At 28.0% G+C, this 23335-nt stretch carries 21 protein-coding genes and 1 tRNA gene; 14 read left to right on the forward strand and 8 right to left on the reverse strand.

All coding sequences use genetic code 11. The features are described from left to right. Positions 1-5: 5 nt before the first annotated feature. Positions 6-386 (reverse strand): response regulator, encoded by a 381-nt coding sequence (locus tag LRB30_RS01950; protein ID WP_231014060.1) that lies wholly within the window; start codon positions 384-386, stop codon positions 6-8. A gap of 240 nt (positions 387-626) precedes the next feature. Between LRB30_RS01950 and ligA the strand changes: the two genes are divergently transcribed. After that, positions 627-2609: an NAD-dependent DNA ligase LigA gene (gene ligA, locus LRB30_RS01955; RefSeq protein WP_231014059.1), complete on the forward strand. Its 1983-nt coding sequence runs from the start codon at positions 627-629 to the stop codon at positions 2607-2609. 19 nt (positions 2610-2628) lie between these two features. Here the strand turns inward: ligA and LRB30_RS01960 are convergent, their stop codons facing one another. Continuing rightward, a complete protein-coding gene (locus LRB30_RS01960; RefSeq protein ID WP_231018753.1) occupies positions 2629-4122 on the reverse strand; it encodes a hypothetical protein in 1494 nt (497 codons plus the stop codon). A 283-nt stretch (positions 4123-4405) separates the two neighbouring features. Here LRB30_RS01960 and LRB30_RS01965 point away from each other — a divergent pair, with 283 nt between their 5' ends. From LRB30_RS01965 to crr, 6 genes are all read left to right on the forward strand, one after another. Beyond that, positions 4406-6268, forward strand: coding sequence for a hypothetical protein (locus LRB30_RS01965; RefSeq protein ID WP_231018755.1), 1863 nt, complete (start codon positions 4406-4408; stop codon positions 6266-6268). After that, positions 6255-6722 (forward strand): hypothetical protein, encoded by a 468-nt coding sequence (locus LRB30_RS01970; protein WP_231014196.1) that lies wholly within the window; start codon positions 6255-6257, stop codon positions 6720-6722. Before LRB30_RS01965 ends, LRB30_RS01970 begins: the two co-directional genes overlap by 14 nt. Continuing rightward, positions 6715-7584, forward strand: a complete 870-nt coding sequence (locus tag LRB30_RS01975) for a xanthine dehydrogenase family protein subunit M (protein ID WP_231014197.1) — start codon at positions 6715-6717, stop codon at positions 7582-7584. The genes LRB30_RS01970 and LRB30_RS01975 overlap by 8 nt, the downstream gene beginning before the upstream one ends. Before the next feature lie 136 nt (positions 7585-7720). Next, positions 7721-7981 carry an HPr family phosphocarrier protein gene (locus LRB30_RS01980; protein ID WP_215535396.1) on the forward strand — a complete coding sequence of 87 codons (261 nt, stop codon included), beginning with the start codon at positions 7721-7723 and terminating at the stop codon, positions 7979-7981. Positions 7982-8001: 20 nt separating this feature from the next. Next, positions 8002-9723 (forward strand): phosphoenolpyruvate--protein phosphotransferase, encoded by a 1722-nt coding sequence (gene ptsP, locus LRB30_RS01985; RefSeq protein ID WP_231018758.1) that lies wholly within the window; start codon positions 8002-8004, stop codon positions 9721-9723. Positions 9724-9725: 2 nt separating this feature from the next. Then, on the forward strand, positions 9726-10295 hold the full coding sequence (gene crr / locus LRB30_RS01990) for a PTS glucose transporter subunit IIA (protein WP_151060193.1): 570 nt from the start codon (positions 9726-9728) through the stop codon (positions 10293-10295). Positions 10296-10332: 37 nt separating this feature from the next. Here the strand turns inward: crr and htpG are convergent, their stop codons facing one another. Continuing rightward, a complete protein-coding gene (gene htpG, locus LRB30_RS01995; RefSeq protein ID WP_231018761.1) occupies positions 10333-12183 on the reverse strand; it encodes a molecular chaperone HtpG in 1851 nt (616 codons plus the stop codon). A gap of 112 nt (positions 12184-12295) precedes the next feature. Between htpG and gnd the strand changes: the two genes are divergently transcribed. After that, positions 12296-13690, forward strand: a complete 1395-nt coding sequence (gene gnd, locus LRB30_RS02000; RefSeq protein WP_231018764.1) for a decarboxylating NADP(+)-dependent phosphogluconate dehydrogenase — start codon at positions 12296-12298, stop codon at positions 13688-13690. 26 nt (positions 13691-13716) lie between these two features. Here the strand turns inward: gnd and LRB30_RS02005 are convergent, their stop codons facing one another. The 3 genes from LRB30_RS02005 to LRB30_RS02015 form a co-directional block, all read right to left on the reverse strand. Then, positions 13717-14259: a DUF3996 domain-containing protein gene (locus tag LRB30_RS02005; protein WP_231014202.1), complete on the reverse strand. Its 543-nt coding sequence runs from the start codon at positions 14257-14259 to the stop codon at positions 13717-13719. Positions 14260-14414: 155 nt separating this feature from the next. After that, the gene (locus LRB30_RS02010; RefSeq protein WP_231014204.1) at positions 14415-14933 is read right to left on the reverse strand and encodes a DUF3996 domain-containing protein; all 519 of its coding nucleotides are present in this window, start codon (positions 14931-14933) and stop codon (positions 14415-14417) included. 82 nt (positions 14934-15015) lie between these two features. Continuing rightward, positions 15016-15624: a BAPKO_0422 family outer member beta-barrel protein gene (locus LRB30_RS02015; protein WP_231014206.1), complete on the reverse strand. Its 609-nt coding sequence runs from the start codon at positions 15622-15624 to the stop codon at positions 15016-15018. Between the two features lie 212 nt (positions 15625-15836). Between LRB30_RS02015 and LRB30_RS02020 the strand changes: the two genes are divergently transcribed. From LRB30_RS02020 to LRB30_RS02045, 6 genes are read left to right on the forward strand one after another with little or no spacing between them, the layout of a single operon-like run. Then, positions 15837-16379 carry a chemotaxis protein CheW gene (locus LRB30_RS02020; protein WP_231014207.1) on the forward strand — a complete coding sequence of 181 codons (543 nt, stop codon included), beginning with the start codon at positions 15837-15839 and terminating at the stop codon, positions 16377-16379. Positions 16380-16390: 11 nt separating this feature from the next. Next, positions 16391-16702 (forward strand): STAS domain-containing protein, encoded by a 312-nt coding sequence (locus LRB30_RS02025; protein WP_231014209.1) that lies wholly within the window; start codon positions 16391-16393, stop codon positions 16700-16702. A 15-nt stretch (positions 16703-16717) separates the two neighbouring features. Beyond that, positions 16718-18862, forward strand: a complete 2145-nt coding sequence (locus tag LRB30_RS02030; RefSeq protein WP_231014210.1) for a chemotaxis protein CheA — start codon at positions 16718-16720, stop codon at positions 18860-18862. Between the two features lie 57 nt (positions 18863-18919). Further along, positions 18920-20077 (forward strand): CheB methylesterase domain-containing protein, encoded by a 1158-nt coding sequence (locus LRB30_RS02035; RefSeq protein ID WP_231018766.1) that lies wholly within the window; start codon positions 18920-18922, stop codon positions 20075-20077. A gap of 2 nt (positions 20078-20079) precedes the next feature. After that, positions 20080-21855 carry a BB0569 family chemotaxis protein gene (locus tag LRB30_RS02040; protein WP_231018768.1) on the forward strand — a complete coding sequence of 592 codons (1776 nt, stop codon included), beginning with the start codon at positions 20080-20082 and terminating at the stop codon, positions 21853-21855. 40 nt (positions 21856-21895) lie between these two features. Then, complete coding sequence (locus LRB30_RS02045) at positions 21896-22270, forward strand: response regulator (protein WP_002658873.1); 375 nt, start codon at positions 21896-21898, stop codon at positions 22268-22270. A 271-nt stretch (positions 22271-22541) separates the two neighbouring features. Here LRB30_RS02045 and LRB30_RS02050 read toward each other — a convergent pair. After that, a tRNA-Leu gene (locus LRB30_RS02050) sits at positions 22542-22625 on the reverse strand. Between the two features lie 8 nt (positions 22626-22633). Continuing rightward, a complete protein-coding gene (pyrH, locus tag LRB30_RS02055; RefSeq protein ID WP_231014215.1) occupies positions 22634-23323 on the reverse strand; it encodes a UMP kinase in 690 nt (229 codons plus the stop codon). Positions 23324-23335 lie beyond the last annotated feature (12 nt).

Below are 23335 nucleotides of genomic sequence, written 5' to 3' on the forward strand. Positions count from 1 at the left end.
TTCCTCTAATCCAAAAGTTTAATTTGCTCTATTATTTGTTCTTTTTTAAAAGGTTTTGTAATATATCCTCTAGCTCCAAGAGATAAAGCTTTTTGTATTAATTCTTGTTTTCCAATAGCTGTAACCATTAATATATTAACTTTTTTAAGCAATTTTTTATTAATTTCATGCATTCTCTCAAGAGCTGTGATTCCATCCATTCCCATCATTGTTATATCGAGTGTTATTAAATCAATATTATTTTGTTTTTCAAATTCTTTAACAGCCTGAATGCCATCTTCTGCTTCTAAAAATTCTTTAAATCCCAATTGACTTAAGATTTTTATTAGGTTTTTTCTCATAAAAAGTGAGTCATCAGCTATTAAAGCTTTTTTGCTTTCTTCCAAACTAGCGCTCCTTTTATCCATTTTAACATATTAAAATATCTTTAACGACAATTAAAATATAATTCACATTTTTATAATATTGTCTTTTTGATTGATATTTTTCTTTAAAGATTATTTTAATTTGAACATAAATAAAATAACATGCATTTTTTGTGATACTTTATAGTTTGTATAGTAAGTCGGTTTTTGCTTGCTAGAATTGTTTGATAAAATAATAACTAATATGTTAAATTTTACCCTATGAACAGCAAAGTACAGCAAGAAATTGCAGATTTAAAGAAGTTGATTAGAAAGTGGGATAAAGAGTATTATGTTGATTCTTTGCCCAGTGTTGAAGATTTTGTATATGATCAGCATGTTTTAAGGCTTCAAGAGCTAGAAAGTAAGTATCCCGAATATAAAACCTTAGATTCTCCTACTCTTAGATTTGGTAGTGATCTTTTAAACGACTTTAAAGAGGTCAAACATTCTGCTCCTATATTAAGTCTTGATAAGGTTTATGATCTTAATTTGCTAAAATCATGGATATATAAGATTGATTTTAATAATTCTTTTAATATTTCTGTTGAGCCAAAGATTGATGGATGTTCTATTGTTCTTTATTATAAAGATGGCGTCCTTGAAAAAGCTCTTACTAGGGGTAATGGAAAATTTGGCAATGACGTTACTAAAAACATTAGAACTATTAGATATATTCCTTTACTTCTTGATGAAAAAGTTGATTTAGTATTAAGGGGCGAAGTTTATATTACTAAAGAAAATTTTTTAAAAATAAATAAGTTTTTGGGAAAGCCTTATACCAATTCTAGAAATTTGGCTTCGGGAATACTTAGAAGGGTTGATAGTAGAGAGGTTGCTAATTTTCCTTTAAATATTTTCATTTATGATTTTTTGAATGCTGGATTGGAGTTTAAAACAAATGATTTGGCTATTGCAAGACTTAAGAAATTGGGTTTTAAAGTCAATCCTTTGATTAGGTTTTTTGATCAAAAAAGTTCGCTTGGAGAAGTTTTAAGCTATATAGCAGATATAACAAAAAAAAGAGATTCTTTTGAATATGAAATAGATGGTGTTGTTCTTAAGGTTAGTGATTTTGCCTTAAGAGAAAGGTTAGGGTATACTGTGCATCATCCTAAATGGGCAATGGCTTACAAATTTGAAGCACTTTCGGGTTTTAGTAGAGTAAATAGCATTGTTTTACAGGTGGGACGTAGTGGTAAAATTACTCCGGTTGCTAATATTGATAAAGTTTTTGTTTCAGGAGCTTTTATTACTAGCGCAACATTACACAATCAAGATTATATAACTTCTATTGGTTTGAATGTTGGTGATGTTGTTAAAGTTTCAAGAAGAGGAGATGTAATTCCTGCTGTTGAAATGGTGATAAATAAATTTTCAACAGGATTTTTTAAAGTTCCTAATAATTGTCCAGCTTGCGAAACGGCTGTAGTAAAAGAGGGGGCACATTTTTTTTGTCCAAATAATAATTGTCCTTCAGTAGCAGTTGAGAGAATAAAATATTTTTGTAGTAAAAATTGTATGGATATTGAAGGATTTTCCGACAAGATAATTTCTTTTCTTTTTGAAAAAAAATTTATTTCTTCAGAAATTGATCTTTATACATTTGATTTTTATAAACTTCTTGAATTTAAAGGGTTTAAAGATAGAAAGATAAATAATTTGATAAATTCAATTGAAGCTAGCAAAAAAAAGCCATTTAGTAAATTGCTTCTTAGCATGGGAATTAAAGATTTAGGGGAAAACACAATAAGGTTGTTATTTCTTAATAATTTAAATTCATTTTCAAAGCTTTTTAAGCTTTGTCAAGACAGAGATTTTGCATTTTCAACATTGCTTAAAATTAAAGGCATAGGAGAAAAAATTGCTCTAAATATTATTGGAGCTTTTAATGATTCAATAATGATTAATAAGTTTAAATTTTTTGAAAATTTGAAATTTAAAATGGAAGAGTTTATTGCGATTGATGATGAAAATAAGTTATTGGTCGGCAAAAAGTTTTGCATTACTGGAGCTTTTAATGGTTATTCCAGGGCTATTGTTATTGACAAGCTAAAAAATAAAGGAGCAATTTTTAACACTTGTGTGACCAGGAGTTTGGATTTTCTTGTTGTAGGAGAAAAAGCTGGATCAAAGCTTAAGAAAGCTTTGAGTTTAAATATAAAAATTATGTCTTTTGAAGACATAAAAAGTTGCTTGGATTAGTTGTAAAAAGTGCTTATTTTTATTTAATTATTTTTATTTGCTTAAATGCAGGCTTTAGGTTTTTATACATAATTCCTAGTTCGTGGATATTTTTGACTTCTATTAAGTTTCTAAAAAATTCTTCTTTATTTTTTAGAGTAGGGTTAATAAAATATTTTTCAAATTTATATTTTGAAATTATTTCATGATTTTTTAAAGCTTCATTCAAATTGTTAGTTGGATCTATTTCAATATAGTATGTATTTTCTTTTTTAAATGCAAATTGATTTCCCCTTTCTTTAAATTTATAGTTATTAAGATATATATCGGGATAAATTTGAAAATCGGCTGTTTTGATCATAGTTGTTTTTGGGATGCTTTTAGTATTTTCTTCTAGATTTTGGCTTTCATTTTTTTCTATGGGCTTTAAATATTCTTTTTCTAATTTTTTATTTTCTCCTAAGTCGTCATTTTTATTTGTAATACTTGGAATGAAAGTTTCTTCGTTTAAGGGTTTTTGATAAATTTCTTTTTTTTTAAAATTTTTTAATTCTTTTTGAAGTTTTAAAATAGTCTCTTCATTCTCCTTTATTTTGTCTTCTAATTCTTTGAATTTGTGTTTATCGGTTCTTATTTTTCTTTGATTTTCTTTGTTTATTGCTTCATTTGCGCTGATTTTTCTTTTTAGATCATTGATTATTCTTCCTATTGAAGATAAGTTTTCCTCAATTTCTTCTAAGTTTTTATCTGAGTTATCTTTTTTTTTTAAATTTCTTAATTCTCTTTGCAAGTCTAAAATAGTGTTTTCATTTTCGTTGATTCTGTCTTCAAGGTCATCGATGTTTTTTTCGTTAATAGCATAATATTTTTCGTTTTCATGAAGATTTTCTTTTAGATTTTTTATTATTCCTTCATTAGAAGGATAATTGTCCTCATTTGCTTCTTCAGTTCCATCATTATATTCATAATTGTCTTCAAAATCATCATCATCATCCTCTTCTTCAATGCTTTCAATATCTATTTTTTCGTAATTTTCATCTTCTTTGGGCTTGTTTTTTTTATTAAGGAGCTTTTTTATTTCTACTATTTCATTTTTTAATTTATTGGTTAAAATTTCATATTTTTTTGCTTTTTTTTCGATTGATTCTATTTTTTTATTTTCATTTTCCAATGTTTTTTGATTTTTGGTTTTTAAAAGCTTTTCTATATTTTTAATTTTATTTTCATAATTTTCAATTACAGATTTTAGATCATTTTCGTCCATTCTTTTTTTAGGCAGGTTTTTGTCTCTTATATTTTCTGGCAATTTTAGATCTTTGCCCTTTTTAAGGTCTTCATAAGAAACTGTGTTTTTGTTTAAATGTTTTAAGGTATTTATTTGATCGCTTTTATTCCCAGAATTTTTAAATTCTTCACTTAAGTCTTCTAGAGGAATTTCAATGCTAGAGTAACTTATTGTATTATTAGCCCCAAATAATGATATACATAAAAGTATTATAAAATACTTAAAGCTTCGATTTTTTGTTTTATTCATAAGGTCCTTGTTTTTATTTAGAAAACATCTATAATTTATAATGTTAGCATAATTTGTCCATTTATCAAAAGGGATAGAAAATCACGGGGGTAGGGCTATTTTTATTGACAAATAGTGTTGATTTCGAATTAGTTTTAAGTGAATTTTTATTAAGTTGTTTTAAGATTATTGCATATGTTTGTAAGGTTAGATGTTTTTGAGATTTTAGTTTTTTAGTCCTTTTTATTTATGCAACATTGGGTTCTTGCTAATTTAATTTTTTTGTTTAGTGGGGTTTGTGAGTTTGACAAATGTGGATGCGCATGAATTTTGGGCTTTGCCAGTTTGCTGCAATGTTAAAGATTCTTTTATTGAAGATTTTAGTTTTGTAGATGAACATGTAAATTCAATTTTTAGCATCAGCTATAAAGATAATATAACTTTAAAGTTTAGAGATTTTGTTGATTCTAATGAATTTAATTTAAAGCTTTTTGATAATAAAATAAGCTTTAAAGGTCAAGTTCCTTTGGTTTTGTATTCAGATAATTTGGATTATTTGCTAAAAGCAGAAAAAAGTGTTCTTTTTAATCTAAGAGTTGGCGATGTGAGTAATAGTTATTCTTCTGGATTTACAAAGAAAGAATCTGAAACTTGCAATGTTTTGAATGCTTGTTATGAATTTAGTGATTACAATAGTTTTTCAAACGACTTTATTTTAGTTAAAACATTTTTTGATTCTGAAAATTTAATTATTGATGCCAATGTAGACAATATTTCTTTTTTAAAATTTTTTATTAGTGAAAATTTTGGTATAAGTAAAGATAAAATAAAAATCAATTCTCTTGATAATTACTGGTCTAGCTCTATTTTTCCTATTTCTTTTAATGCAATTTTACAAGGCATTGCAATTTCAAAAAAGATTAATAAAAAGGTTAATGTTGTTTACTACAAAAGACATTTTGGAATTTTAGATAATTTAAGTTTAACTTTTTCAGTTTCTAATTGTTTATTGGCAGATAATAAGCTTTCAAAGATTATTTTAGAAGTTATAATAAATAGACCTTTAAATTTTTTATATAAGTTTTATTTTAAATTTATTAATAATATTTTTAAAAATTTGTTTTTTGATGGGTTTTTAGAAATTTTTTTTGTTGAGAATAAAAGTGATTTTGTCTTTTTTTATGACAATCTTTTGGCATTTGAGACTTCTGTTTATAATTTTATTTATTCCAATTTTTATAATATTGCTTTATCGATGTCTTGTGAGCCAATAGGTTATTTACTTACGCAGATTAAAGGCGATTATACTAGTTTTTTGAAAATTTTTAAAAAACTAGATTTAAAAAATTCTTTAATAAAGAAATCTTCTGTTTTAAGTGTTAATAAGGATTATGATATTTTTGATACTAGTCGAAGGGGAGTCGGTTTTGCTTATGCAAGTTCAAACACCTATTTTTTAAGTGAAGAGCAATATGTTGTTGCTTTCTTGTATAAGGATGAATTAAATGTATTTTTGCCCTACAGTATTATTGACAACAATTTAAGCAACTATTTGAAAAATAGCTTAGCCAAAACACTGGACTTGACCTATAGCAGTGTAAATTTTTTGATAGACGAGAGCGTATTAGATTTTGATAATTTTTATAATCTTCTTTTTAAAGATCCTTATTTAATTGAAAAAGCAATTTTAAGCATTAAGGACAATTTTTCTTCTTTGATAGATGCAGATTTTATAAATGAATATCCTATAGTTTTTAAGGAAAAAATATCTATTGGTGGTGTTAATGATTGTGTGCTTGGGTGTTCTGTTGAACTTAAATTTGAATTTTATTCTCTTAGTACTGTTTTTAGCAATGTAAGCTTTTTTGTAGAGCAAGGCAAATTTACCAAGCTTAAGTTAAATAACAAGAGAATTCGTACAATATTTGGATTGGCAGTTGATTATGTATTTTGCCGTGCTAATGTAAGTTGTGATATTAAAGATTGTTTAAGTCTAGAGTTTATTGAAGATGGCGAGTTTATTTTTTCTTTTAGAAGTGTTTTTGTTGTTTCTGTTTCTGCAATTCGAACTGCTTTGATTCAGGTATTTAATTTCAATGTAAGCAGCACCCCTCTTGATTTTGAAGAAATTTTAAATAGTTGGAGTATAAAAATTGACGCTAATTAATTTTAATTTAAATGGAGAGAGTATTTCAAAAAAGATTAGTCTTTCTTTGGGGACCAGGAATCTTTTGGATTCTGTTTTTTTTGCTAATAGCAATAGTTTGGAGTATATTGTTAACAACAGATTTTTTTTAATTTTATTGGATTTCAAACTTGTTTATTCTGATTTAATTCCTGCTTTTATTTTAAATGGTCGGAGTGTAGTTACCTTTGAAGGACTTAAGAAAAAAAGGTTTTATAAGCACGTGCAAAAGATTTTATTAGAAGACGATTTTAATTTTTGTAGCAATTGTTTTGAATCCAATGTTTTGTTGTTTTATTACTTTTTGGAAAACGAGATTGTAAGCAAATCAGATATTTTAGGCTATAGAAAGTCATTAAAATGCAATTGTATGGATGTTGATACTTTTTTATCTCTCTATTTGAAAGCTGAAGAATTGTATAGAAAAAATGGCTAATGTTAAGGTTTATTACCCCGAAAGTTTTAATATACTATCTAATTTATTTAACAAAAATTTAAATAATTATATCATTTATAATGAGCTAGATTTTAAAAAAAATCCCAATTTGTTTAATAGAGAAACACCTATTGATAATTTTTTTGTTGTTGGTAATTTTGAAAAATTCAATAAGGTATCTTTAAGGGGTAATTTTCTTGAGATGGGACCTTGTGTTACTTACAACGAGATACTTCAGATTGGTAAGAAAAATATTCCAAGTTTGTTTTATGAATTTATTTCAAAATTTAATGATAAAATATATTTAAATAGTATTAACCTTGCAAATGGGTTTTATTATAAAAACACTGTTTTTGATATTTATCCCTTGTTGCTAAGTCTTGATGCTCAAATTGAGTTTAAAAATGTTTTAACCAAAAAAACATATGTTTTTAGTGCTTATAATTTAAATAGAACTGAGTATATTGCAAATCGAAACACTGTTCTTGTTACTAAATTTAAATTTCCAATGATGAATTTATGGAACAGAAGCTTTTATCATAAAATATTTTTCAATACCTTGTCTTTTGACATTTTAGAAGAAGCAGACATTATTTTTATATGTATTCTTTTAAACATAAAAAGAGTCATTATAAATGATTTTTTGTTAAAGATATTTTATGATGACAAAGTGATAGTCATAAAGGATTTCCAGATTTTGCTTTTAAACAAATCTTTGCCGCTTTCATTTTCTGAGATAGAAAATTCTCTTAAAATGTTAGATAGAAATATAAGAGATTCTAAAAATTTCAATATAGGAGAGAGAAATTTAAAGCTAATAAAGAATTTTTATTTAGACATATTAATGGGTTGTAATTTTTAATTGTTCGAATAAGTTTAATTACTATCTTTAGTATGTTATATTTCTTATATAAAGGGAATATATAATTTATTTTTATGTATTATAATGTAAAAAGTTAATCAAAAAATAATATTCATAATGAGGGGTTTCTGTACTTATGGTAAAAAAAGAAGCAATTATTAAGGCTGTAAACGGTTTGCATGTTAGGCCTGCATCAACTTTTGTAAAAAAAGCTAAAGAGTATTCTAGCGAGATAACAATAGAATCCGATGGAAAGTCTGTTAGCGGGAAAAGTTTGTTCAGGCTTCAAACTTTGGAATTATCATCAGGTAAAAAGCTTTTGATATGTGCTGATGGTGAGGATGAGGAGATTGCTGCTTCAGAGCTTGCAGAGCTTATCGAATCTTTTAAGGAATGAATTTTAGAAGGATTTAAGTTATGACTTTATCGGGCAAAAGAATATCCAAAGGTATAGGCATTGGAGAAGTTCTTTGTATTAGTAAAAATTTTGATAAAATTATAAGTAGAGAAAAAATAGATTTTTCTCAGATTGATAGTGAAATATCAAAATTCAATAAAGCCAAGTCAAAAGCAATTCAAGCTCTTAAGGATCTTGAAAAAAAAGCCGTGCTTCAATTTGGAGATGATAAAAAAGGCATTTTTGAAGGGCAAGTGTTGATTGTTGAAGACGATGAACTTTCTGAGTTTGTTATTGAGCTTATTACAAAGGAAAATTATAGCGCCGCTTATTCTATTTATTTAGCGTTTGAAAATTTGGTTAAAAGTGTAGAAGATTATAAAGATCCTTATTTAAAAGAAAGAGCGTCTGATTATAAGGACATTATAAATAGATTAATTTCTATCATTTTAGGCCAAGTATCCGATTTTTCTGAGATTAATAAAGATATTATTCTTGTTACCGAAGAATTAACCCCATCTGATACCATGCAATTTGACTTAAATTATGTTAAAGGGTTTTTAACTGCTGTTGGAGGAGAAACTTCTCATGCTGCTATTTTAGCAAGAACAATGGGGCTTCCAGCGCTTGTTATGACTTTGTCAGATATTGATGCGTTAAAGGATGGTGATAAAATAGTAATTGATGCAATATCTTCTATTGTTATTAAAAATCCTTCTTCTGATGAGATTGATCTTTATGAAGGTAAGATTTTGCGTCAAGTGGAAATGGAAAAAGAGCTTTTTTCTTTAAAAGATAAAGATGCTGAAACAAAAGATGGTATAAAGGTGTTTTTAAAGGCAAATATTGGAACACCTGTTGATATTACCTATGTTAATAAATATGGTGTTGAGGGAATAGGTCTTTTTAGAACAGAGTTCTTATATATGAGATCTTTACAACCTCCAACAGAAGATGAGCAGTTTGAAACTTATAAGAGAGTTATAGAAACAATGGAAAAGAAAGGGGTTGTTACTATTCGTACTCTTGATGTTGGCGGGGATAAAGAAATTCCTTATCTTAATTTTAAGAAAGAGGAAAATCCCTTTTTGGGCTTTCGAGCGCTTAGGATGTATAAGGAATATGAGGAATTAATCCAAGCACAGTTTAATGCTATTTTTAGAGCCAGTCATTATGGGAAGATAAGGGTAATGGTTCCTATGCTTACCAGATATGAAGAGATTGAAACAATAGAATATTTTGTGAATAATGCAAAAATCAACTTAAAGTCTAGAGGATTGCCTTTTGATGAAAATTTGGAAGTGGGTTGCATGATAGAAGTTCCTTCTGCGGCTTTAATTCCCTCTAAACTTGCCAATAAATTGAAATTTTTTAGCATAGGAACTAACGATTTAACCCAATATGTTTTAGCTGTTGATCGTGGTAATCAAAAAATATCAAATTTATATGACAAGTATAATCCTGCTGTGTTGAAATTAATCAAAAAGGTTTTTGATGATGGGGTTAGTTCTGGAATTGATGTGTCTGTTTGTGGTGAGCTTGGAGGAGATGATGCTGGAGCGTTGCTTCTTGTAGGCCTTGGGTTTAGGTCTTTGAGTATGATTCCTAGTGCTACACTTAGAATTAAATATTTGCTCAAAAAGTATACAATAATGGAATTGGAAGAATTGGCAAATAAGGTTTTAAATAGTGATTCCGAGCAAAAAACTTTAAGTTATTTTGATAAATTTATAGGAGATTAATTATGGGTTTTTTAGATTTTTTTAAAAAAACCGCTACATTGGATTTGATTGCTCCGATTAGTGGAAAAGTTATGTCAATTGATAAGGTTCCCGATGAAGCTTTTGCTGAAAAAATAGTTGGCGATGGAATTGCAATTCTTCCAACAAGTAATGAGTTGCTAGCGCCTTGTGATGGGAAAATAGGTAAAATTTTTAAAACCAATCATGCCTTTAGTCTTGAAACTAAAGAAGGCGTTGAAATTTTTGTCCATTTTGGAATTAATACTCTTAATTTAAATGGCAAGGGTTTTACAAGAGTTGCTGAAGAGGGCATTAATGTTAAGCAAGGCGAAGTTATTATTAGACTTGATCTTGAATATTTAAAAGAGCATTCAGAATCTGTTATTACTCCGGTTGTTATTGCAAATTCTGATGAAGTTTCAAGCATAGAATATTCTTTTGGAAGGCTTGAAAATGATTCTGAATATATTTTGTTATCCTCGACTGTTTTAACAGAAGAAATTAGGCATAAAATATCTCAAACAAAGCCTGTTACAGCAGGCAAAGATTTGGTATTGCGAGTTAAAAAGTAAAAAGAGAGAGCTTAAAACTCTCTCTTTTTACTTTTAATTATAGGAAGTCTTTTTCTATAAATTCGTTTATTATATTTATGAATTTTCCTGGATTTTTGCTGGGCATTCCTGAAGTTAACATAGCTTCTTCAAAAAGGAGAATGCTTATTTTTTCTAATTTTTCAGGCTCTAGATTTTTTAAATTTTGGACTATTTTATTATTAGGATTTAATTCAAGTATTGGTTTAATTTCTTTTACTTCTTGTCCCATTGACAGCATAATTTTTTGCATTTGGTAAGTTGGATCATTGCTATCAATTATTATTGCTGAGGGCTCTTTTATCAATGTTGCTGATAGATTGACTTCTTTTATATGATCCTTAAGGATTTCTTTTACTTTGATAAGGATGTCTTTGAATTCTTCTTCAATTTTTTTGAAATTTTCATCTTTTAATTCATTACTAGTTTCGTTTTTATTTATTGCTTTTAGTTTTAATCCTTCGTATTCTGGAATTAGATTTAATATAGCCTCATCAAGTTCATCGTCCATGATTAGGATTTCAAATCCTTTTTCTTTATAAGCAGCTACTATTGGGTTTTCTTTTAATATATTTTCTTTACCACCTGTTATATAGTAAATGCTTTTTTGGCCTTCATTCATTCTTTCCTTATACTCTTTAAAAGATACAAACCCATCCGCGCTTGAGGATTTAAATCTTATTAATGAGATAAGCTTCTCTCTGTTTTCAAAGTCAGAATAAACACCTTCTTTAATACATCTTCCAAATTCTTTAGAAAACTCTGAAAATTTTTCATGATTTTTTTCACTTAGCTTTTCAAGCTCGCTTAGTATTTTTTTTGCAGAAGATGACTTTATTTTGGACAAAATTTTATTTTGCTGTAAAATTTCTCTACTTACATTGAGCGGTAAATCTTGGCAGTCTATAATTCCTTTTATAAATCTTAGATAGTTTGGAAGCAAGCTGCCTTCAGAATCTGTAATAAATATTCTATTTATAAATAGCTTTACCCCAGGTTTAGTGTTTGGGTAATATAGATCATAGGGAGCTTTACTTGGGACGTAAAATAAATTTGTATATTCTAAATTTCCTTCCGCTTTTGTATGAATATGCATTAATGGATTTTCATAATCAAAGGTTGTATTTTTATAAAATTCATTGTATTCTTCTTCTTTAATTTCGCTTTTATTTTTTGTCCAAAGAGCAGTAGTTTCATTTAATTTTTCTTCTTTTTCTTCTATTCCCTCTTGTTTTCCATCCTTCATTATATGTTCGCTATATTTAATATAAATGGGATAATTTATGTGATTTGAATATTTTTTGATAATTTCTTGAATTTTCCATTTATTGGCATATTCAAGGCCTTCTTTATTAAGATATAGCTTTATTTCTGTGCCTGTATCTTCTTTTTTTGCTTTTTCTATTTCATATCCTGTTTTACCGTCGCTAGACCAAATATAAGCATCACTTTCTAGTGCTTTTTTTGATGTAACTTCTACTTTTTCTGATACTATGAATGCACTGTAGAATCCAACCCCAAACTGGCCAATTAGGCTTGCAGATTTTTTTTCATCTTGTTTTAAATTGTTAATAAATTCTTTAGTTCCTGATTTTGCAATTACGCCAAGATGATTAGTTAAATCTTGTTCATCCATTCCGATTCCATTATCTTTAATTAGGATGCTTTTATCATCAAATGATATTTCTATTTTTGGTTCTAGAGCAATGTTTTTGAATTTTTCATTTGTCAAGCTTAAAAACTTGAGTTTATCAATGGCGTCAGACGCATTTGATATCAATTCTCTTAAAAATATTTCTTTGTGGGAGTAAAGAGAGTGTATGATTAAATAAAGCAAATCATTTACTTCTGTATCAAATTGTTTTTTCATGTAACTTTTCCTTTTTAATTTAATCTTTACTTTTTTTATAATATAACATAATCTAAAAATAATAAATAAAGCAATTTGTTTAAAATAGAAAATTAGAATCAAGGAGAATGCAATGGATGTAGGAATTTATGGACTTGGTGTTATGGGTAGTAATTTAGCTCTAAATATTGCTGATAACGGTTTTAATGTTTCTGTTTACAATAGAGATAATGAAAAAACTGAAATTTTTGTTAAACAAAATTCTCATAAAAAGATAAATGGTTTTAAAGATGTTGAATCTTTTGTTAAAAGCTTGAAAGCTCCAAAAAAAGTCATCTTAATGGTGACAAGTTCCGCTATAGAAAAGGTTATTGAGCAAATTTTACCCTTTATGAATAAATCAGACATAATTATTGATGGTGGAAATTCTCATTATAAGAACACAATGAGATTGGAAAAAGAATTGTTTGCTAAGGACATTTATTTTGTAGGACTTGGAATTTCCGGGGGGGAGAGAGGAGCAAGATTTGGTCCTGCGCTAATGTATGGAGGAAGCAAATCAGCTTATGAAATTCTTGAGCCCATGTTAAATAAAATTGCAGCTAAAACTAAAAACAATGATATTTGTTCGGCTTATATTGGAGAGAACGGCTCTGGGCACTATGTTAAAATGATACATAATGGGGTGGAATACGCTGATATGCAGCTTATCAGCGAGGTTTATTTTTTCATGAAAAAATCTTTCAATTTAGATAATTTGAAAATTTCTGAAGTTTTTGAAAAATGGAATGAAGGCGATCTTTCAGGGTATTTACTAGAAATAACTTCTAAGATTCTTAGATACAAGGAAAATAATGAATATTTAGTTGATAAGATTTTAGATATTGCAAATCAAAAAGGTACTGGTGTTTGGACATCTATTGATGCTCTTGAATTTGGTATGCCTGTAAATTTAATTGTTGAATCCGTTTTTTCAAGATTTATGTCGGGGTTAAAACACGAAAGAATTATTGCTAGCGATTTGCTTAAGATGGACACTTCTTCTTTTGAGTTTGAGCTTAGTGATTGGATTTTAGATCTTTATTATGCTCTTTTAGTTTCAAAAATAGTAGCTTATGCTCAAGGTTTTATGATGCTTAAGACTGCGTCTGTGAATTATGGTTGGGATTTAAATTTAGGTAAAATTTCTTTGGTTTGGAGAGAAGGCTGTATTATTCGTAGCAGTTTTTTAGATAAAATTAAATTGGCTTATGATAAGAATCCTCATCTTATTAATTTGCTTTTTGATGATTATTTTTTAGATTTGCTAAAAAATAATCACAAATCTTTAAGAAGAATAATTTCAAAGGCTAGTGAAATTGGGATTCCTTTGCCTGCATTTTATGCTAGTCTTTCGTTTTTAGATTCTTATTCTACTAATTATTTACCTTCTAATCTAATTCAAGCACAAAGAGATTTTTTTGGTGCTCATTCTTTTGAAAGATTAGACTCAAAACGAGGTGAATTTTTTCATAGTGCTTGGCAATAAATTTAATAAGTTAGAATGAATTAGCACTAAAAGATATAGTACTTAGCAAATATTCCTCCAGCAAAGTTTGATTTTATGCCTGAATAGGTTCTGTGTTGTGCAAGAGATCTTGTATTTGAGATGAATTCTATTGAAGGTGCTATTTTCATGCCTATTTCTAAATTTTCTGTAATGTCATAAAAAATAACCAATGGAATTCTTATTCCAAATCCTAATTCTACATTTATTAATTTAGATGTGTGAGATGATATGCTTATATTTCCTCCTATTCCAATTCCTAAATTTAAATTTTTTATCAAAGATATTGTAAAAATGAAATCAAGTGCTGCTATTGCTAATAAATTAAAATCATAAAATTTTGATTCAAGTTTGGGGCCTGATAAATTTATTCCATTACTACCACCATAGCCTATTTCAAAATCAATAAAAGGAAGTGACATTATTAAGTTAATAATTGGATTTCCAATACTTGCTCCAAAGCCAATTCCTCTATTTAAATACGAATCTTTTGCAAAACCATTTGTAGATATGTTTGCAATCATGATAAATAACATAAAAATTTTTTTCACCGTTGTCTCCCAAATTTTGTTTTATTATTTTATTTTTGAATTTTAAAAAAATAAAAACAAGACCTTACCTCTTAAATCTTATGTTTAAGTTTTGGGGACTAGGTTTGATTTTCAACAATTGTTCTTTTTTAAAAAAAATTAAAAAAATTTTATTTTTAAGTAAACCAGAATCTCATTCCTAATCCTGCGAATACTTCCCACCTAAATCCAATTCCATTACTCCAAATGTTCATTCCAAGTCCCGGAGCTATTCGTAAAAATATGTCGAATTTCTTTCTAAATACTTCAATATTTAAAGCTAAAGGCAATCTTGCTCCGATGCTCATTGGCCCTGAGCCTGACTTGTTGCCTTCAAATCTTGAAAACCATATTGTCCCATATCCCCCTGCGCCAACTGAAAAATCCAAAATATTAGCAGCTCCTGGGAATGTATATATATAGAAAATATAGTCCAATGCTATAAACAATGTTTTCCAGTCTGAAAATAAATTATTTACTCCGCTGTAAAGACCAATGTCAAGATCAAAGTTTCCTATATTAATCTGTAGAGCAATTGGTAATGGAAGTATAATTCCTACTCCAAATTTACCTCTTGCAGATTCATTTGAATTTGAAAATCCTGAGATTGGGGCCAATAAAATAATGATTGACATAATAATTATTTTTGTTCTCATCGCTTTATTATCTCCTAAACATAACATTCTAGTCTTTAGAAAAATTTTAGTTCAATAATTTTTTTTATCTAAAAAGTGAAAACTATATCTTAAGAGAGCCTTTTATTCCAATAGAAAAGTTACCTTTTATTGGAAATATTAAATTTCCGTTAGGCATTTGGCCAATAAAAATTGATGGTGTTGTTTTTATTATTATTTCAATAATGTCATAATAAGCTTCATATATTATTCCCAAGGGCAGACCTACTCCGATTTTATAGGTAATCCCAGAAGAAACATTTATTGAATTTGATGGGCTTGTAATTTTGCCTATTTCAAAAAATAGGCCAGATCCCAAGAAAAAGAAGAAATTTGAATTTTTAATTCTTGAATTTAAAAATATATAATCACAATATGTTTTAAATAGCAATGTTATTGGTGATTTTGGAAAAAATTCTGAGGCACTCAATATTGTTACTCCTACCCCAATGTCAAAGTTATTGATGCTGAATTCTATTGCAGTAGGGTAAGGCATAATAAAACCAAATTTTATTTCAGTTTTTGTTTTTAAGCTTTCTATTTTTGGAGCAGGCATACTGTTTTGAGTAGCTATATTGTTTTTAGATTTTTCGTTTGTGAAAATATTCTCAACATTGAAAAATAATGTAATAATAATTATTAATAATCTGATTAGTTTGTTTTTACTTTGCATTGTTAACTTTTTTTGTATGAAATTTAATTTAAATATACCACAACTTTCTACCTTAAATTATAAGATGGAATTCTTCTAAAATTATATTTTTTATTGTTTTTGGGAAATTAAATTTTATTAACTTCTAATTTGTATTTATGAATATATGAGGTAATATTAATCTTGATATTAGCATTCTATTTGTGATTTAAATTACATTTAAAGGGGCGTTTATGGGCATAGATGCAGATTTGCAAGATTCTTTAAGCCAATATCTTTTATTTAGTTTGGACGAACTTTATGCTATTGAGATTAAATATGTTGTTGAGGTTTTAGAATATACTAAGATATCAAAAATCCCAAGAACTCCCAATTACATGGCAGGAATAATAAATAATAGGGGTAAAATCGTTCCAATAATTGATATTCGAAAACAATTTGGAATGAGCGATCGTGCTGTTGATGAGGATGAGAAAAAGAGAAATAAGGGAGTTAACATTTCAAATATTATTATATTAAATTTAGCTTACGAGGGGGATGAATTTAATCTTGGAATTTTAGTAGATTATGTCAATGAAGTTCTTGAATTAGATCCATTTAGTATTGATGATGCTCCCAAGATTGGATCAGGGTTTAATTCAAAATTTATTTCAGGAATTGGCAAAAGTAATGATAAGTTTATTATTATTTTAAATGTAGAAAATTTATTTGACGTTAGAGAGCTTTCTAAATTTAGAAATACAACAATATATGATCCTGAGTATCAGCAGCAATAGGAGTTTTAGTCATGATTTATAGGCCGGAAGGAGAGCTTGTAATAAATAGTATTTTTAAGGTAAAAGAAGATTTGTTGCATATTTTTAAAAAAATGAAAGAAGGGGATACTCTTACCATTGACCTTTCAAATGTTGAAAAAATAGATATTACCTTTATACAAATTTTGTATGCATCTAATAAATATGCTAAGAATAGAAATTTGTTTGTAAAAATTGAGTATCCATCCGACGAGGTTTTAAGTTCATTAATATATGGTGGGTTTTTAGTCGATATTGAGGATGTTGATAGCTTTGATTTGGGACTTAATTTAGTTGGATTTTAGATTTAAGGAAAGCTTATGGATAGTAGTGATGTTATTGACAAATTTAAGAATTCCTTTAAGGAAGAATCGATAGAAAATATTTCAGATATTGAGCAAGCACTTCTTAATCTTGAGGTAAGTTCAGATCAAGATATTATTAATTCTATTTTTAGAAATTTACATACCATAAAGGGAAGTTCTGGTATGTTCGGCTTTAATTTTACAGCATCGCTTGTCCACGAAATAGAAACAGTTCTTGATGTTGTAAAAAATGGTAAAGCCACTTTTAATCAGGCTGCTATTGATGCTACCTTAATGTCTGTTGATTTTATTAGAGAGCTTATTGAAGGTGATGAAGTAATTTCTGAGATTGACTTTGATAAGCGCAAACAATTTTTGGTAAATGAAATTAAAAAGGCTTTTGAAAGTTCTAATGATGTTAAGAGCACTTTTCAAGAAGTTTTAGAAAATGATTTTTCAAAGTCTGATAACAGTTCGGTTTTAGAAGAATCTGTTAAATTAAATTCAGAGGATAAATTTGATGATGAGGCTTTGCGGTCTGAATTTAAGAGCTATAAAATTCTTTTTTCTCCAGCTAAGGGCATTTTGTTTCATGGTCACAAGCCCATAAATTTATTGAGCAAGTTGATTAATTTAGGTAGCGGTTATGTGAGGGCCAAAGTAGATAACATTCCTGATTTAGAGCTTATTTCTCCTGACAATGTTTATGTTGATTGGGAAATAAAGCTAGATACAGAAGAGAGCAGAGAGAGTATTGAAGATATTTTTACATTTTTAGATTCTCAATCAAAAATTGATATTCAAGAGTTGGATAAGTGTTTGGAAGTAGATGAAGGAAATAATGTAGGGTCTAAAAATTTTAATTTATTAGGCTTAGATAGAAGCAGCAAAGATTCTTCTAATTCTTCATTGGAAAAATCGGAATTTGTTGGAAAATCCTTTTTCAATGGAGATAAAAATAGGTCTAATGTTCAAGATGATACTGCTAGAAGCAAGGTTAATATTGCTAGTATTAAGGTGGATTCTAAAAAACTTGATCATTTGGTAAATCTTGTGGGAGAACTTGTTACAATACAATCAAAACTTTCAAAAGAAGCTGAAAATAGAAATAGCAATATTTTAAATTCAATATCAGCAGAATTTTCTTTGCTTATTAATGAGCTTAGAGATTATACAACAGGGCTTAGAACAGTTCCTATTGAAATTTTGTTTGTAAAATTTCAAAGAATAGTAAAAGATCTGTCTACTAGCCTTGGGAAGTCAATTCTTTATCATTCTTATGGAGGCGATACTGTTCTTGATAAAAGTATTATTGAAAAGCTAAATGAACCTTTAGTTCATTTAATTCGCAACTCAATAGATCATGGAATTGAATCGTCTCAAGAGAGAGAAAGTTTAGGTAAAGACCCCAAAGGCATTATTAAGCTTTCAGCGTGTCAATCTGGGGATTCTGTTATTGTTATTATCGAGGATGATGGAAGAGGGCTTGATAAGAATAAAATACTTAAAAAAGCTATAGAACGCAATATAATTTCTGATTCAGTTGCTAAAACTTTATCAGATATTGATGTTTATAATTTAATTTTTGAGCCTGGATTTTCAACTGCAAGTTCCGTGACTGATATATCAGGTCGTGGAGTTGGCATGGATGTTGTTAAAAAACAGGTTGAATCCTTAAGGGGAAATGTTTTACTTGAAAGTGAATTTGGCAAATATACTAGAATTAAGTTAATTTTTCCATTGACCTTAGCTATTATTGAAGGTTGGCTTGTCAGAGTAAAAGATGAGCATTTTATTGTTCCTCTTTCTAATGTTGAGTCTTGTTTAGAATCTAATAAGTTAATTTCTCAAATAGATGGGATTGAGACTAAAAGCAATGTAATGAATTATAGGGGCAGTATGATTAGTTATATTAGGCTTAGAGAGTTTTTTCAGGTTTCTAGTGAGAAGAGTTTAAATGAGCAAGTTGTTGTTGTAAATACAAATAGCGGGAAAATGGGCATTGTGGTTGACGAAGTTTTAGGGCAACATCAAACTGTTATAAAATCTTTGGGGAAAATTTATTCTCGAGTAGAAGGGGTTTCTGGAGCTACTATACTTGGTGATGGAAGTTTGGCTTTAGTTGTTGATATAGATGCAATAACCAAGCTTATAAAATAAAGAAAATAGAAAATGTAGATTTTTGGTTTTAAGGATTAAAAATATTAAAATATAATAATGAAGATATTGATAATTGATATTCAAGGTCTTATAAAGCAGGTTTTTGTTAGAGCTTTTTCTAAAGATAATGATGTTGAGATATTAAATGCTGGTTTTAATTCTTTAAATCTTATTAATGTATTTTTACAAAAGTTCCCAGATTTAGTTATTATTGATGAGAATACTGCAAGATCTAATTTTGGGAATTCTTTAAACAATGTTCTTAATAACATATCTCTTCCGGTTGTATTTATTGCACAAAATGAAATGTTTCCAAATTTTGGATGTCTTGAGCAAAGCAAGGAAAAGGTTAGATTAATAATAAATAAACTTAATTTTAAGCTTACAGTTAATTTATTTCGCAGTAAGTATTTAGCTTTAATAAAGCTTGAGTTGAAAAATCTAGGCAAAAATAAATTTATATCTTCTTTTGATGTTAAAAGAATTCAAGCACCCGATTTTTCTAGTAATTCTAAAGTAGAGCTGAGGGAAAATAGTTTAAATGATTCAAGTATAAGAAAAAGTTATAAAGTTTCTGATGTTATTAATTTTGCTCCCAAAAATGATCCGGATGTTATTATTAAATATCAAGGGCTTATCAATAAGCATAGAACCGGTAAAATTATTGTTGTAGGCTCTTCAACGGGCGGTACAGAGGCTTTAAGAATTTTTTTAAGGTCTTTTAAAAAAGATTCTCCCCCAATTATTATTGTCCAGCATATGCCTGGAGGATTTACAAAATCTTTTGCGAAAAATCTAAACAATGAATTTAATATTGATATTAAAGAAGCTGAGGATGGAGACATTCTTCGTCCAGGTCTTGTAATAATTGCTAATGGAAGTTATCATTTGATTGTAAAATATAGTAGCGGAAATTATTTTGTAAACCTATTAGATGGACCTCTTGTTAGTAGACATAAACCTTCTGTAAATGTACTTTTTAGGTCTGCTGCAATGTATGCTGGCTCTAATGCTATTGGAGTTATCCTTACAGGCATGGGAGATGACGGTGCTGTTTGTATGCTTGAAATGAAAAAAAATGGCGCTTATACTATTGCTCAGGATCAAGAAACTTCTGTTGTTTTTGGTATGCCAATGGAAGCTATAAAAATAGGGGCTGTAGACAAAATCCTTCCTTTAAGCGCAATAGCAGATCATGTTCTAAGGAGATCTTAATAATGGATAATGGCAATAATGGTTTTTTTGATGTCAACGGTTATTTGGCAACCTTATTTCATAAACTTGAAGCTTTTGATGAGAGCACAAGGCATATTTATTCAAATTTAAGTAAATTAATTCCTAAATTAATAGAAAAAATTTCTAAAGATTCTAAGGATTTGTCCTTTAGCATTGATTTGATTTCCAATCTCGATCTTGATAATGATGCTTCTTTGAATAATTTTATAGCTAAAATTATAGGAGCATTAGATGATTTTGTTGCTTACTTTAATTCTTCAACAACTTCTCTTGAATCTCAATTTAGCATAATACAGAGTAAGGTCAAAGATATAGAAATACTTGAAGATGTGATTGAAAGAATGAAAAAAAGTTCTCTTGATATGGAAATAATGTCTATTAATACGCTAACAGTTGCTATGAGAGCGGGTAAGGCTGGTGGAGCCTTTTCTTATATTACAAGTGAAATTAAGGTTTTAACCCAATCTATGATCAAACAGGCAGACCAACTTACAAGCAAAGGGCGAGAAGTTAAAATTGGTTTAGATAGAGCTAAAAATCAAGTATATGAAAGCAATACAGCCGAAAATAAAATTCTTGAAGAATTTAGAGATAATTTAATGAAAAAAATAGATGCTTTTTCAGATGGAATAGGAAGTGTTATTGCTCTTTACGATGATATTTTAAAAGTTTTATCTGAATTTAAGTTTAAACTTGTAAATTCTATTTCTTATCTTCAGTTCCAAGACAGGCTAACTCAATCTTTGCAACATTTAAATATTATGTATTCTAATATTGATGTTTTTAAATTTAGAGATATAAGTGAGATCCAAAAATTAAAAATTTTATCAGTTTTTACTGATACATCAAAAGTTATAGTAAAAGATGTTCTTGAAAAGCTTGAAAAAAATTATACTGTTTTTGAGAAATTTATTGATTCCTCTCTTAGTTCTATTCAAACCATTAATGATTTAAGGTCTGATAATTCTTTATACACAGACATTCCTAAAATAATAGAACAATTTTCTAGCATTTTGTCTGATTTGCTTAGAAGAATTGATGATGTTGAGAAGAATAATTCTAATTTTTTGAATTTATATTATGAACAGGTTAAGCTTATAAAATCATTAGAATTAATGTTTTCAAATATTTCAGCTATTTCTGCTAGGTTTCAAAATATTAATATAGCCTCAAAGATAGAAGTTGTTAAAAGATCGGAACTTAAAGCTATGGAGGGGAATATTTCAGAAATGTCTAAGATTATAAAAGAAATTGATTCCAATATTACTAAGGGAATAGAATTTTTAGATCAAATAATCTTTTTTCTTGAAAAAGTTGTTAAAGATTATGACAATAGATTTTATCTTGAAAAGAATTATTTTAATAAATTTAAAAAATTATTTATAGAAATTAAAAACGATATTCTTGATATTAAAAATATAGCTATTGATAATATTTTGTCTTATGAAGTTTTTTCAATTGAATTTATGGAAATATTTGAGGAAATGAAATTAGAAGTCTACAATGTTAGAAATTTAAAAAATTTTCTTTTAGATATCGATAACTTTTTAAGCAATATGGAAAGCAAAATAAATTTCAATCTTAATCTAGAATTATCTAAAATTGGAATTCAATCTATTGAGATTGAAGATAAAGAATTTATTAATAGAATTGCTAATAGATTTACTTTATTTGTTCATAAAAAACACTTATTATCTTTGATAGAGGAAGCCGAGGATGTTCATTCCTTTGATGAGGGTAGTGTAATTTTGTTTTAATTCTTATATACTTTTTAGGAGGGTTTTAGGAGAAAATTAGATGAAAAAAAGAATTTTAGTTATTGATGACAATAGAGCAATAAGGCAAAGCGTTGCTTATATTTTAGAGCAAAATGGTTTTGGAGTTTCAGAAGCAAAGGATGGTTTAGAAGGGGTTTTGCAGTTTAAAGAAGCAGTTGGACAAGGAGATAAAGATTTTGACCTTGTTATTACAGATATCAATATGCCTAATTTAGACGGCATTGGGGTTATTAAGCAGATAAGAGAATTTGGCAGCTTTGTTCCTATACTTGTTCTTACCACCGAATCTGAGCAATCTAAGGTTGATGAGGGTCGTAAAGCGGGTGCTACTGGTTGGCTTGTTAAACCCTTTAATCCTGAAGCTTTAATGAAAACAATCTCAAAGATATTTTAAGTTTATATTTGCAATTAATCTGTAGACCTTAAAGTTTTATTATAATTAAAATGATTTTCAATATTCTATTTTAGAATAAAGATAACATATTAAAAGGGATATTTTATCTTTATTGTGATAATAGTATTAAATTTTATTAACCATAAAGCTTATATGTAAATTTTTATTAGTATAAACAAGTAATTTATGAAAGAAAATTTTGTTTAAAAGAAGCAATTATTTTATTAATAATGCTTGATAATTTTGAAGTTTCTAAAAAAATCAATTAAAATACCGGTAGTCGGAGTCGAACCGACACGAAGTTGCCCTCACCAGATTTTGAGTCTGACGCGTCTACCAATTCCGCCATACCGGCATTAACTTTCATTTTACTATAACAGTGCCAAAAAAATCATTATTTTTGTTAAAAACTTTTTCTAAGTTTTCAATGTTATTTCCATTTACTATGTAAAGGGTAAGTCCAAGTTTTGAAGAGAGTTTTGTTGCTATTGGATCAAAAGGTAAATTTAAGCCTGGATTCCACTTTTGGCCCACAATGTTTTGTAATTGTTTCCAATTTAATTTTTTAAAAGCTGTTGCGTTTTTAAATTTTTTTGGATCTTTATCATAAACTTGATTTACGTTTGTTATATTTATAATATCTTTTTTATTAAATTTTTCTGCAAACTTTACGGCAATGTAATCTGTTGAAAATCCCGATTTCCATCCGGAAGCAATTAATATTTTCCCTTTAAAAGAAAAATTTTTTAAGGGATTGGTAACAATTTTGTCTTTACAAAGGGGATTCATTACTTTACACAGAAATTCTGCGTTTAATTTTGTTGACATTATTCCAATCTCATCAAGTTCATGAACTTTAAAATCAGGATTGATTTTTTTATAGGCGTCTTGGTATTCTCTTGCAACTCTTCCTCCACCAACTATTAAAATGATTTTTCTTTTTTCATTTTCTAGTAGCCATTTAAAAATGAAGCTTTTAAAGTTTTTGATAAATTCTATGTTGATTTGGTTTGAATTTATTACTCCTCCTCCAAGACTTATTATTTCAAGCATTCAAGCTCCTTA

The organism is Borreliella americana (assembly GCF_021043605.1).
In the GTDB taxonomy this organism is placed as follows: domain Bacteria; phylum Spirochaetota; class Spirochaetia; order Borreliales; family Borreliaceae; genus Borreliella; species Borreliella americana.

What these genes read in the sequence shown, in the direction of transcription:
- ligA (WP_231014059.1), top strand. Translation starts at nt 627, where the DNA reads ATGAACAGCAAAGTACAGCAAGAAATTGCAGATTTAAAGAAGTTGATT.
- LRB30_RS01960 (WP_231018753.1), bottom strand. Translation starts at nt 4,122, where the DNA reads ATGAATAAAACAAAAAATCGAAGCTTTAAGTATTTTATAATACTTTTA.
- LRB30_RS01975 (WP_231014197.1), top strand. Translation starts at nt 6,715, where the DNA reads ATGGCTAATGTTAAGGTTTATTACCCCGAAAGTTTTAATATACTATCT.
- LRB30_RS01980 (WP_215535396.1), top strand. Translation starts at nt 7,721, where the DNA reads ATGGTAAAAAAAGAAGCAATTATTAAGGCTGTAAACGGTTTGCATGTT.
- ptsP (WP_231018758.1), top strand. Translation starts at nt 8,002, where the DNA reads ATGACTTTATCGGGCAAAAGAATATCCAAAGGTATAGGCATTGGAGAA.
- crr (WP_151060193.1), top strand. Translation starts at nt 9,726, where the DNA reads ATGGGTTTTTTAGATTTTTTTAAAAAAACCGCTACATTGGATTTGATT.
- htpG (WP_231018761.1), bottom strand. Translation starts at nt 12,183, where the DNA reads ATGAAAAAACAATTTGATACAGAAGTAAATGATTTGCTTTATTTAATC.
- gnd (WP_231018764.1), top strand. Translation starts at nt 12,296, where the DNA reads ATGGATGTAGGAATTTATGGACTTGGTGTTATGGGTAGTAATTTAGCT.
- LRB30_RS02010 (WP_231014204.1), bottom strand. Translation starts at nt 14,933, where the DNA reads ATGAGAACAAAAATAATTATTATGTCAATCATTATTTTATTGGCCCCA.
- LRB30_RS02015 (WP_231014206.1), bottom strand. Translation starts at nt 15,624, where the DNA reads ATGCAAAGTAAAAACAAACTAATCAGATTATTAATAATTATTATTACA.
- LRB30_RS02020 (WP_231014207.1), top strand. Translation starts at nt 15,837, where the DNA reads ATGGGCATAGATGCAGATTTGCAAGATTCTTTAAGCCAATATCTTTTA.
- LRB30_RS02025 (WP_231014209.1), top strand. Translation starts at nt 16,391, where the DNA reads ATGATTTATAGGCCGGAAGGAGAGCTTGTAATAAATAGTATTTTTAAG.
- LRB30_RS02030 (WP_231014210.1), top strand. Translation starts at nt 16,718, where the DNA reads ATGGATAGTAGTGATGTTATTGACAAATTTAAGAATTCCTTTAAGGAA.
- LRB30_RS02035 (WP_231018766.1), top strand. Translation starts at nt 18,920, where the DNA reads ATGAAGATATTGATAATTGATATTCAAGGTCTTATAAAGCAGGTTTTT.
- LRB30_RS02040 (WP_231018768.1), top strand. Translation starts at nt 20,080, where the DNA reads ATGGATAATGGCAATAATGGTTTTTTTGATGTCAACGGTTATTTGGCA.
- LRB30_RS02045 (WP_002658873.1), top strand. Translation starts at nt 21,896, where the DNA reads ATGAAAAAAAGAATTTTAGTTATTGATGACAATAGAGCAATAAGGCAA.
- pyrH (WP_231014215.1), bottom strand. Translation starts at nt 23,323, where the DNA reads ATGCTTGAAATAATAAGTCTTGGAGGAGGAGTAATAAATTCAAACCAA.